Genomic DNA, 11,509 nt, shown 5'->3' with positions numbered 1-11,509 from the left:
CGAAGCCTTCAATGGTGTCATCAAGCGGATAATATACAAGGCATGTGGTTACAATGATCTTGATTATCTCTATCTAAAAATCAGGCAGGAGGCCCAAAAATGATCAGCCAACCTGTAAAAGGGCCTAAAATTAAACAGGTCAACTTCAAAAATGAAGATTTGAAGTATTTTATTAAGAAAAAATAAAAAAATACCGCACACCTGATAGAAGAAAGATGTGCGGTATTTATTTGTTTTCAGGACTACATTTAATGTTCAGTCAATCATCAACGCTTGAACATCAAAACAATCTGACGACGCAGCCTATCTCTGATCGGTGCAATGTCCAGCCCACCTTCCTGCACCAAACCCTCATACTCCACCTGAATAATAACGGAGGCAAAGAGTTGAGCGTCAGTTTCTGGCTGTGAAGAGCCGATGCGCTTAAAAAGGGTAACCAGGCTATTCAAAAGGTATGACTGGTGATTAAAAGCGATGGGACGCAGATTTTCATTTCTCAGGCATTCCAGCTGGAAAGCTCGCTCTGCTATCAGATAATCACGATGCTCGGTAAGCTGGTTAGTCACATAGTTAACCGCCAGCTCCAGAATCTGATCGACAAACTGATCCCTGGAGTCATTGGAGCCATCCAGTAAGGAAAGCGCCTTTTGCAACTGATCATCAGAGTCTTCCCAGAAGGCCTTGAAGGTTTCAGCCCCCATTTCCACAAACAGGGTAAAGGTATCAGTGATCAGATCGGAAATATCTTTGAAGTAATAGGTGGTTGCAGAGAGTGGCACCTGAGCTTCTTTAGCGACAGCGCGGTGCCTTACACCACGGACACCATCTCTGACTACGATTCTCAGTGCTGCTTCCAGAATGGTTCGACGGCGTTGCTCACTATTGGCCCGGCTGGTTTTACGCCCCTGATATTTCAGAGTTCCGTTTCCGAGAGCTGCTCCTTCATTCTGGGCCATCTGCGATAGGACGCGGTTTCTTTCTTCACTGTACGTTGCTTCCATGAGGAAATGCCTTGCAGTTGCCTGTTAGTCTTATGACGTTTGAAACAATCTCTAAAAGTAAAAGAGGGTTTCCAGTTACGCCAATCTTCTTGTACTTCAGCCTGAATAAATCATCATTTTTCAGGCTTGGTCAATGGCCGCTGAAGGCTGGGCTGCAGCTCCGGCAGACAGAAAAACTGACTGCCGGAAAATCCGGTCGGATTACTGCTGAGGTCGCATGTGCGGGAACAACAGTACATCACGGATTGAAGGTGCATCAGTAAACAGCATAACCAGACGGTCTATACCGATACCCTCGCCCGCTGTTGGCGGCAAACCATACTCCAGAGCGTTGATGTAGTCTGCATCGTAGTGCATGGCTTCATCATCACCAGCGTCTTTTTCTGCGACTTGCTGACGAAAACGCTCAGCCTGGTCTTCAGCGTCGTTCAACTCGGAGAAGCCATTGGCAATTTCACGGCCGCCCACGAAGAATTCGAAGCGGTCAGAAATAAATGGATTGCCATCATTACGACGAGCCAGAGGCGAAACCTCTGTTGGGTATTCGGTAATGAATGTCGGATCCATCAGACGGTGCTCAACGGTTTTCTCAAATATCTCGATCTGAATCTTACCCAGACCCCAGGTACCCTTGACCTCGATACCCAGCTTTTCCGCAACCTGGGTTGCTGAATCGATGTTGTCGATATCAGCAGCCTCAAGATCCGGATTGAAGTGCAGTATAGAATCGAAAACAGACATACGCACAAAAGGCTTGCCGAATTCGATCTCGTTACCCTGATAAGTCACCGTGGTTCCACCGGTCACGTCCTTGGCCAGACGCTTAAACATAGCTTCCGTGTGATCCATCATATCAATGTAATCTGCGTAAGCCTGGTAGAATTCAATCATTGTGAATTCAGGGTTGTGACGTGTAGACAGTCCTTCGTTACGGAAGTTCCGATTAATTTCGAACACACGTTCAAATCCACCCACCACCAGACGCTTCAGATAGAGCTCTGGAGCAATACGCAGGTACATATCAATATCCAGCGCATTATGGTGAGTCACAAACGGACGCGCAGTGGCTCCACCCGGAATCACCTGCAGCATAGGCGTTTCCACTTCCATGTAGTCCTGTTCATGGAAATAGTCACGAATCACCTGGACAATGCGGGAACGAATACGGAAAGCGGCACGAGACTCTTCGCGGGTAATCAGGTCCACATAACGCTGACGATAACGCATTTCGGTATCGGTCAGGCCTTTGTGCTTTTCAGGCAAAGGACGCAGTGACTTGGTCAGCAGTTGCACCTGCTCCATGTCGACATAGAGGTCACCTTTACCGGAACGCTGCACGGTTCCTTCGGCACCAATAATGTCACCCAGATCCCAGGTTTTGGCTTCTTTCAGAATGGCTTTATCCAGCACCTTGCGGTTCACATACACCTGGATACGACCGGACATATCCTGAATTTCCATGAACGCGCCACGGTTCAGCATGATACGGCCAGCGACCTTGACCTTATTACCAGCTTCCAGCAGCTCTTCCTTGCTGGCCTGGGCAAATTCTTTCTGCAGATCAGCAGCCAGAGCATCACGACGAAACTTGTTGGGAAAGGCAATCCGCTCGGAACGAATGGCACTGAGCTTCTCACGGCGAAGAGCCACCAGCCGGTTCTCTTCCTGGGCATCTAAGATCTGTTCTTCAGACATATTTTCTCCAGTTCGCCCCCTCTTGAGGGGCAGGGAGTTTACAGTATTCAGACTCTGCAAACTCTTTACTGTTAACTGCTGACTTTTTACAGGCCTTTCTTGAGGCTGGCCTCGATAAACTTATCGAGGTCACCGTCCAGAACAGCCTGGGTATTACGAGTTTCTACGCTGGTTCTCAGATCCTTGATCCGGGAATCATCCAGAACATAGGAACGAATCTGACTGCCCCAGCCGATATCCGACTTGGTATCTTCCAGAGCCTGGGCATCAGCGTTACGCTTTTGCATCTCCAGCTCATACAGCTTGGCTTTCAACTGCTGCATGGCCTTGTCTTTGTTCTGATGCTGGGAGCGCTGGTTCTGACACTGAACCACAATACCGGAAGGTTCGTGAGTAATACGAACGGCCGAGTCGGTGGTGTTTACGTGCTGACCACCGGCACCGCTGGAGCGGTAGGTGTCGATTCTAAGATCTGCCGGATTGATTTCAATCTCAACATTGTCGTCAATTTCAGGGGATACAAACACCGAAGAAAAAGAAGTATGACGACGGTTACCAGAATCAAATGGAGACTTTCGTACCAGACGATGCACGCCTGTTTCCGTTCTCAACCAACCAAATGCGTATTCGCCAGTAAACTGAACCGTAGCTGATTTGATACCAGCCACTTCACCTGCAGATACTTCAATGATTTCAGTTTTGAAGCCTTTTTGCTCACCCCAGCGCAGGTACATCCTCAACAACATATTGGCCCAGTCCTGAGCCTCTGTGCCACCAGAACCAGACTGGATATCCAGGTACGCGTTATTGGGATCCATTTCGTTGGAGAACATGCGACGGAATTCAAGCTCTTCCAGCTTTTCGCTCAGCTGATCCAGCTCTTCGACAACGCCATCAACACCGTCTTCGTCCTGCTCTTCCACTGACATTTCCAGCAGTTCACTGGAATCTTCCAGACCTGTGGTCATCAGATCAATGGTGGACACAATGCCTTCCAGGGTGGAACGCTCTTTACCCAGGGCCTGTGCACGCTCTGGCTCATTCCATACATTCGGATCTTCAAGCTCTCGCTCTACTTCCTGCAGACGCTCGCTTTTGTGAGCGTAGTCAAAGATACCCCCTAAGCACGTCAGTACGCGCTGTAAGATCTTTAATACGCTCCTTGATAGGGTTTACTTCAAGCATGACTTATCGCTCAGTATCGTTCAGTGTGTTCGATGAAAAATCGGGAATATCACTCCAACCGCCCGTTCTCGCCAAAAACAACATTCCTGCTCCTGTATCTGCTCCTGTATCTGCTCCTGTATAGGAACAGAACTAGGCGACTATTAATGGACAACTTGAGGGGAAGGGATATTTCCACAATAAAAAACAGCCGATCATTGTACCTGATCAGTGTAAGTCATGGAATCTTAGATGGATAAAAGCCAGCCCCCGCGTGACGGAGGCTGGTTGACAGGCATCACTGTGCATTAGATAAATTGATCAAAAGTCGAGAAATATAAGCTATTCATAACCTTACATGCTTCAACTCTCGCCGTTTGATCTTCATGCTGCTGCAGATTATCCAGTTCCGCCTCAAAATGGCCCAGCACTTCATAAGCTGAGTCAATATTTGTCAGCAAACCAGAAAGCTCATCTTTGAGATTGGCAGGCACCACACCAGTGGCAAAGTGCTTTTTCACTTTTTCAGCAACAAAGTCTTCAACCTTCTCAAGGCGCGTTCGTAAACCGTTATTGATGATTGTGAAAGCCTCCAGGTGAGGCTCCATAAATTGATCATTCTTCGACCGCATACCTGCGAGCTGAGTCTCCTTTTGCCTCAACCTGGACGGTGCCATTCTAACGGCACCCGGGTCGGTACTCTCAGCGGCTTCTTTAGCTCTATCGATACTACTCGCCATAGTGGCTTCCTGCTCCAACTTAGAAGCCAACTTCCTTTCCAACCCTCTGACCCAGTTAGTCAGAGAGTCTATGGGTTCCAGCAGTTCAATATCTTCTTTTTTATCCAGTTCAAAGAAATCCACTTTTCCAGCATAAGACTTAGTTAATTGGACACACTCCAGAGCGACCCTGATTTCATCTCTTCTTGGAAGATCCTTGAGAAGATCCTCACTGGTCACAGTAGCGGATGAAGTCGGGTAGTTAGCCACTTGATTGATCAGAGGCAACAATACAGATTCCGCTACTTCCTCCTCAGCTTCCTCCTCAGCTTCCATCTCTTCTGTATCAACGTCTGGCTTCGCGACAGGTTCAGGCGTCGCACTATCTCTCACTTCAACCGTTCTTTCTTCGGTCTCTGATCGGGTATTGCCGGAACAGTCTTCATCATCGGCCTGGAATCCAGTCTCAGAGCCTAAGTCTTCCTGCCTGTCACCGCCATCATCACTGTCGACACTCCAACCTTCTTCCCGCTCATCAACAAACGGTAGCCAACTCTCTCCTGTTGGCGTGAGGAGCGCCTTTGTACCAACAGGCTTTTGCAGCACTTCCTGGAGAGGCGTGGCCTTAAATGCTTCTACTTCTTCCACTTCCATTTCGTCATCACGTTCAAGACCTTTCCCAGGTTTAATTTTTGCGATCATCTCCGCAGGCAGATCCAGGAAAACCATCAATGGAATACCCTCGGCTTTCAGATCCACTTCCACATCAACAGGACCGGATGACTGCACTGATAACTTGCATTTTTTTGTGGGCTCTGAATTATCGGCAGTGATCATGGATTTCGTGACTGCATCCCAGTCCATCACGCCTTCCCGTTCCACAAATTTTCTCTTTCGTCTTTTCGGCAGGCCCACGTGAACATGCTCTCCCAGATCGGCTGTTAGAGGATCGACACTGACTTTCTTGGATTTGGCTTTTTTGGCTCTTTTAGGCGAAGAATCGCCATCACTGTCTGACAAGGGCTCTACCGGCCCGGAAGGTGCAGGCGCCTCAAGGTCGACAAGGTGATCCTGCGACTCAATGAAGGAAGTGATATCGCCAGAAACCTCATGTTGCACTTGAGCCTTCTCTGACAGGGCATCCTGCCAACTCCACTGCGGCTTACCTTTCACAACATTAACATCTTCATCGGTTCGGTCCAGAAGGAATTTGAAGGCCTCAACCTCCAATACAGATAACCCCTGCTCCTCCAGTTCTTGAGGTGTAGCATTCTGAAATGCAACGAGCCAGCTGTGCATATTCGGATAGCTTTTGACAAAGTCACGGTCAGTAAACTGGAACGATTCATCCTTGTGACCCAGACTGTTTCTGATCGACCAGTAACGACTGTAAATGGTACTTAAGGGCATATCCCTGAAGCTCTTCTCGACCCAGGGAGGGAAAAACATGATCACCGGTTCTTTTCTAAGCCGCCTCTTCTCCAGTGCATCATCAGGAAAAACGCTCTTACATTTGCTTTCAATGCAAAAAGCATAATTGACCGCCAGTGGCAGCTTTCTCCAGTCAAAAGGACTGCCCTGACAAGCGGCATCAAGAGTACTGGCCCATTTTTCGGCTTTTTTAACATTCTTACCCGCAGTGCACATCTTCTCGATACTTCTGGCCTTGAAGATCAACCACTCATAGAGATGGCTATCACCAGAAATCACTTCTTTAAGTGCATCAACGCCTGTTTTACAGGCTTCCTGAAGTTCAATGAGGTTATCGCTGTCGCTCCGGGAGAGATCATCACTGTCATAGGTTTCCCTGGCAGGATCAGGCTGAGGTACTTCAGGCAGTTTGTAGCGAAACTTACATTCATCCCAGGATTGTCTGAATGTAGGGTCAAAAGCGGCAGGCACATAGCTGCCTGCATGATTACCCAGGGATCGGGTTTCAGAAGCTGTAGGGGTTTGAGCCGTTTTTTCGATGACTGACTGCCTGAGGCTCCTTCTGGGAGCATCACTAGTGTATGGCACCAGCACTATCTCTGGAGGAATGGACTCTTTACTGACCTTCAGTCCTTTGAATGACGAGCCAGACCCTTCCGATGCGGATGAGGATTTTCTCACGGGAAACTCTTTACTGAGAATGTCCCAGGCTTTCTGCCTCGGCTCACCTATATTTCCACGGCCTTCCATAGACGGCTCTCCTTCCCTGAGCTGAACTAAAGTCCGAATTTAATAAAACACTGCCCATTCTGACTGGAGCAGATCCGAAAAGTTCCATCAGAGTCGTTGAAAAAGCTGAGATCATCTGCCAAGTCACCTGACACAACAGCATCGTTAATCCGGACTTATAGACAATTCAGGGAACATTTTTCAGACACCAGAGTCCAAGCCCCTGACATGAGAACGAAACAACCAAGAGGTTTACATCATGATTAAACAGAAACTGACCGCGCTGGCTCTGATCCTTCCCCTGGCTGCAGTGACCCTGACAGGTTTTGCCGATGAAGAAGAGCAAAAGCAGGAAGACAGCAATAAAAGCGAAATGATCCTCGACCTGAAAAGCCTGGTGGCTGAAAACGAAGACAGCACCACAGAGGAAGAGTCTTCCACTGAAGAAAACAAGCGTTTCGAAATGCTTTCGGACAAAGGCGCAGCTGGAAGAAACTGAGTCAAACCAGAAGTTAAAGACTGGTTTCGCTTTTGCTGTTCTTCATGAACAGGGGCAGTAAAAGCGACTACGCTCTTTCTCTGGTGAGTAAGTATTACAATATTGCAGCAGGAAAGAGAACCGACATGCACCCCGTTTCCAGACTTCTAACGGCTACTGCCTTATTCAGCTCCAGCCTGGTATTGGCTGACAGTTTCCTATGCCCCTCAGCCGAAACCATCCAATTCAATGCCAAAACCCATAAGTGGGAAGCCCCTTTAACAAAAGGAATGCCGTCTCACTGGCATAAACTGGTTTCACACAATGAAATGGCACCGGAAGAAGAGCCTGCAGCAGCCAATCCATTTAAATTCACTTCCGCACATTTCCTAATAACAAACCCAAAAGAGCCTGTAGAACGCTTCAATCATCAGTTTCACTGCCAATACGAAAGCATGGTTCAACCAGACCGCATTATTGTATTAGCCCCGGACAGCCCTGCCCTGGTGAATCCGATTGTCAATGAATCGCTGGATATGGATTACCGGACAGATCTCCCCTTTTGGTTTGAGGGAGACCACTGGAAGACCGTTGAAGAACACCTGCCAGAAAAACAGGAATACAGTGGGTTATTCGGTTGGTTCTGGAACTACGTAGACGATGCACAGCGAAGAGTGGCCGTTCATAACGTCAAGAAAAACCTTGTAGAGCTCTATCCCTCTTTACGGGCATTCCACAGCTGCTCACCAGAGAGCTCTGATCCTGAACAATGCCCATTAAGAATGGCTCAGGTTTATATCATGCAAAACCTGTCCAGTATCTTTTCATACCGTGAAAATCAGCTGGTCGACTACCTTCATCTTTACCAGTACCACCTGGATGGATTGATCATTAACGGCTCTGAAATCAGTACATTCTCCGACCACATTTACAATCCAACTTATCTCTTTACTGGCCTGGAAAATGCCACATCGGTTCAAGCCTCTGATCATACCCGTCTTTTGATCACCGGCGCTGACGAGTCTGAGATTACTCTTCCTAAGGAGCCCGGTTTTGAAAAGCTAACCTGTGGTCTGGATTATCATGGCTTCAACACAAAATGCCCTGAAGAAGTGCCTGGTGTTGAGCGAGCTACCTGCCTGGATAATATCAGGACGTTTATTGATCCCAACTATTACACCCTGATCGCCCCATATCCCACTATTGATCATGACAAACAACAAGCCACCCGATTCAAGTGCCTGATATACAGAACCGCTAAAACCGGGGCTATGAGTGAAAAGCCGGGGCTATTTTAAACACTGACAGGACGCCATCAGAGCACGGCGTGCTCGATGGCCCTTCTGAACGGTGGTAAAGAATCCAGAATCATCCGGCCGTATCGGGCAGTGACCACTCTTCTATCCAGCAAGGTGATCTGCCCTGTATCCTGCTCGGTCCTGAGCAAACGTCCACAAGCCTGAACCAGCTTGATCGCTGCATCCGGAACCGTTATCTCCATGAAAGGGTTACGCCCCTGAGCTTCCAACCAGTCTGACAAAGCCGATTCCACAGGATCATCCGGTACCGAAAATGGAATCTTGGCAATAATGACGTGCTCACAGTACTCACCCGGCAAGTCGATACCTTCGGCCAGACTGGCCAGACCAAAGAGAATACTGTCTTTGCCTTCATCGATATTCTTGCGATGCTGCTTAAGGAGCTCCTTTCGGGAATAATCATCCTGAAGCAGGATTTTCTTCCGCCATTCATCATCCAGACCAAAATGCACATCTTTCATCTGCTTGCGAGATGAAAAAAGCACCAAACTGCCTTTTTGACCGGACATCAGATTGGGTAACAACTCCACAATCTCTTCCGTATGCTCTTCACTCTTCCTGGGATCAGACAACATATCTGGCACCACCAGCTGAGCGGCCAGGCTGTACTGAAAAGGACTGGGAACCACTACGCAACGAGATTCCGATGGCACTCCGGAACGCATCCGGAATCGATTAAAATTACCCAGCGCCGTCAGAGTTGCAGAAGTGACAATCGATGCGTACCCGGGATTCCAGAGCGTCTGCCAAAGTGTTGCCGAAGAGAGTATAGGGCTGCTGAACACCTCCAGCTCCTCTCCAAAAGGCCCTTCGCTCCACTTCAACCAGCGGGCACTGGGGGGTTCGCCTTCGGGATCTTTCATGGTATAGGTCAGCCATAACTGAAACTGCCCTTCCAGACGCATCTGCATGGCACCAATTTCCGGATACAACTGCTCTGCCTGCCAGCGATCAATCCCTGGCACATCTCCGTCCATGGCGTCGTTCAGTTCCTTGGCCACCTTTTCAACCATACCGCTGCACCGACTGAATCCGGCTTTGAGGATTTCAGCCTGCTGACGCAATTCTTCAGGCACTCTTCCTTCAGGAAAACGATAAACAGCCACCGTCGTGTCACCCTGAATACGGGGCTCGAACGTCGCTATTCCATGGAGAAGGGTTCGGGTATGCCCCAGCGTGTTAACCAGCCCATCAAACTCAGGCATGAGTTTTTCCAGCCTTTCTCCGAGTTCTCCCGGCAAGGCGTTTTGAGACAGGGTTTTCTGAAGGTATTTGCTGGCTTTTTCCAGCCAGCTGGCCGTACCTTTTACCCGGGAATGACAGGCAAAATGGTCAATAGCCTTATCGGGCAGATGGTGACCTTCATCAAAGACATAAACCGTATCTTTAGGATCCGGTAAAATAGCGCCCCCACCCAGAGCCAGATCTGCCAGCACCAGGTCATGATTGGTGACCACTACATCGGCCTGTTCCAGATCGCCACGGGCTTTATAAAAAGGACACTGATTAAAGTAGCCACAACGACGACCACTGCACTGGGCATGGTCGGTGGTAATCATTCGCCACTGCTGGTCTTCCAGTGCATCGGGCCAGCTGTCACGATCACCTTCCCATTTCGAAGCCGCAAAGTCTTCCAGCATGTTTTGATAGAGCTTCAAGGACGATTCGTCTTGCTCCAGGGTGACACCTTCACCGGCAAACATATCCATCAATGATGCGGTTGACTGCTCTTCCTGCAACAATCGATCGAGCTTACTGAGACAAGCGTATCGCCCACGCCCCTTGGCCAGGGTAAAAGAGAACTTAAGTCCTGTTTTCAGAATAATGTCGGGCAGATCCTTGCCAATAATCTGCTCTTGCAAGGTCACAGTGGCCGTTGAGATCACCAGCCTTTTGTCGGCAGCCTGAGCCATCACCACAGAAGGCAACACATAGCCCACGGTTTTACCCGTACCGGTACCGGCCTCAACCACAATCACTGAAGGATCAGAGGTTCTCCGTCCTTCACTGTCGGTTTTAATCTCTCCCAGAGCACGGGCGACTTCAGCAATCATCTGCTTCTGACCGGGTCTGGCCTTCAGCTTCTTGTTTTCCAGAAACGTGCTGTACGCTTTCTGGATCTTCTTTTTCTGTGACTCTTCAAGCACTGTGCTGATCACCGACAGGCTGGGTTGGAACTTTCTTCATCAGAGCCATTAGATGAAAGCCGCCAAAGATGAGAATCATGTAGCGATCCTTCAATGACAAAGGCGCCCCCATGGCAGCAAAGCGTCGACTGAAGAAAAAATGCTCTGCCGTGTGCATCAGCAGCAGCATGGGCGCAGCCCACTTAAGCACAGACCCCATGGGCTCAGCCAGAGGCACAAATAGATTCCACAGTGCTGCTAACCAGAATAAAACCACCACTGCTTTGCCAAGACGCATGTATCTGACCCTGTAAATTGAGTAAAATGACATTCTATCGAAAACCGATCACTCCTGCTCGTAGAATTCCATGACTAAAGACAGCCCTGAGCGAAAACAATCTTTATCGCCTGCATCTATAGGTGAAGGAATGTCAGAGAAAACCCTTTGCCCTTGTGGATCAGGCCAGGTCTACAAGACATGCTGTGGCCGTTACCACTCAGGCGAAGCAGCTCCCACCGCAGAAGCCCTTATGCGCTCAAGGTTTTCAGCCTACTATTTGAAAAATACAGATTACCTGATCGCCACCACCTGGCAACGACAGATCGACGGCGTCGATAAAGCAGGTATCCATCAACGGGCCGATAGCACTCAGTGGACTCGTCTGGATATTATCAAAACGCAAGCAGGAACCCACTCAGACACCAAAGGGAAGGTTGGATTTAAGGGGTACAGCAATTAATAATTTACCGGCTCTGGCACAATAGCAACATCCCACTTTCGTAACTCAGGGTTTCGTATGATGTAAGGTTGAATTTCCTTCAATTCAGCTTTACTGAGCTTCACTCC

General features: G+C 48.8%; 9 protein-coding genes. 3 read left to right on the top strand and 6 right to left on the bottom strand.

What is annotated here, in order from left to right; translation table 11 throughout:
- Nucleotides 1–266 precede the first annotated feature (266 nt).
- The 4 genes from ACR2PX_RS28490 to ACR2PX_RS28475 form a co-directional block, all read right to left on the bottom strand.
- The gene (locus ACR2PX_RS28490) at nt 267–1,001 is read right to left on the bottom strand and encodes a TetR/AcrR family transcriptional regulator (RefSeq protein WP_434002736.1); all 735 of its coding nucleotides are present in this window, start codon (nt 999–1,001) and stop codon (nt 267–269) included.
- A gap of 201 nt (nt 1,002–1,202) precedes the next feature.
- Nucleotides 1,203–2,696 (bottom strand): lysine--tRNA ligase, encoded by a 1,494-nt coding sequence (gene lysS, locus ACR2PX_RS28485; protein ID WP_434002735.1) that lies wholly within the window; start codon nt 2,694–2,696, stop codon nt 1,203–1,205.
- 86 nt (nt 2,697–2,782) lie between these two features.
- Nucleotides 2,783–3,881, bottom strand: a protein-coding gene (gene prfB, locus ACR2PX_RS28480; RefSeq protein ID WP_434002734.1) for a peptide chain release factor 2 whose coding sequence is annotated in 2 segments (ribosomal slippage) — nt 2,783–3,805 and nt 3,807–3,881 — 1,098 coding nt in all. Because the reading frame shifts where the segments join, the coding sequence is not laid out codon by codon here.
- A gap of 287 nt (nt 3,882–4,168) precedes the next feature.
- Nucleotides 4,169–6,760, bottom strand: coding sequence for a hypothetical protein (locus ACR2PX_RS28475; protein WP_434002733.1), 2,592 nt, complete (start codon nt 6,758–6,760; stop codon nt 4,169–4,171).
- A 238-nt stretch (nt 6,761–6,998) separates the two neighbouring features.
- On the opposite strand from ACR2PX_RS28475, the gene ACR2PX_RS28470 reads away from it, so the two are divergent.
- Both ACR2PX_RS28470 and ACR2PX_RS28465 read left to right on the top strand, forming a co-directional pair.
- Entirely contained in the window at nt 6,999–7,238 is a 240-nt protein-coding gene (locus ACR2PX_RS28470) for a hypothetical protein (RefSeq protein ID WP_434002732.1), read from the top strand.
- A 44-nt stretch (nt 7,239–7,282) separates the two neighbouring features.
- Nucleotides 7,283–8,515, top strand: a complete 1,233-nt coding sequence (locus ACR2PX_RS28465; RefSeq protein WP_434002731.1) for a hypothetical protein — start codon at nt 7,283–7,285, stop codon at nt 8,513–8,515.
- A 17-nt stretch (nt 8,516–8,532) separates the two neighbouring features.
- Here the strand turns inward: ACR2PX_RS28465 and dinG are convergent, their stop codons facing one another.
- Nucleotides 8,533–10,683 carry an ATP-dependent DNA helicase DinG gene (dinG, locus tag ACR2PX_RS28460; RefSeq protein WP_434002730.1) on the bottom strand — a complete coding sequence of 717 codons (2,151 nt, stop codon included), beginning with the start codon at nt 10,681–10,683 and terminating at the stop codon, nt 8,533–8,535.
- Entirely contained in the window at nt 10,676–10,960 is a 285-nt protein-coding gene (locus ACR2PX_RS28455) for a DUF1145 domain-containing protein (protein ID WP_434002729.1), read from the bottom strand. Before ACR2PX_RS28455 ends, dinG begins: the two co-directional genes overlap by 8 nt.
- Nucleotides 10,961–11,090: 130 nt before the next feature.
- Between ACR2PX_RS28455 and ACR2PX_RS28450 the strand changes: the two genes are divergently transcribed.
- Nucleotides 11,091–11,402, top strand: coding sequence for a YchJ family protein (locus tag ACR2PX_RS28450; RefSeq protein WP_434002728.1), 312 nt, complete (start codon nt 11,091–11,093; stop codon nt 11,400–11,402).
- The last annotated feature ends 107 nt before the right edge of the window (nt 11,403–11,509 follow it).

The organism is Endozoicomonas sp., from assembly GCF_051008435.1.
Classification (GTDB): Bacteria; Pseudomonadota; Gammaproteobacteria; order Pseudomonadales; family Endozoicomonadaceae; genus Endozoicomonas_A.
This window is presented reverse-complemented; position numbering and strand designations above follow the sequence as displayed.

Excerpts from the sequence above, each read along its gene's own strand:
- ACR2PX_RS28490 (WP_434002736.1), bottom strand. The coding sequence starts at position 1,001 with ATGGAAGCAACGTACAGTGAAGAAAGAAACCGCGTCCTATCGCAGATG.
- lysS (WP_434002735.1), bottom strand. The coding sequence starts at position 2,696 with ATGTCTGAAGAACAGATCTTAGATGCCCAGGAAGAGAACCGGCTGGTG.
- ACR2PX_RS28475 (WP_434002733.1), bottom strand. The coding sequence starts at position 6,760 with ATGGAAGGCCGTGGAAATATAGGTGAGCCGAGGCAGAAAGCCTGGGAC.
- ACR2PX_RS28470 (WP_434002732.1), top strand. The coding sequence starts at position 6,999 with ATGATTAAACAGAAACTGACCGCGCTGGCTCTGATCCTTCCCCTGGCT.
- ACR2PX_RS28465 (WP_434002731.1), top strand. The coding sequence starts at position 7,283 with ATGAACAGGGGCAGTAAAAGCGACTACGCTCTTTCTCTGGTGAGTAAG.
- ACR2PX_RS28455 (WP_434002729.1), bottom strand. The coding sequence starts at position 10,960 with ATGCGTCTTGGCAAAGCAGTGGTGGTTTTATTCTGGTTAGCAGCACTG.
- ACR2PX_RS28450 (WP_434002728.1), top strand. The coding sequence starts at position 11,091 with ATGTCAGAGAAAACCCTTTGCCCTTGTGGATCAGGCCAGGTCTACAAG.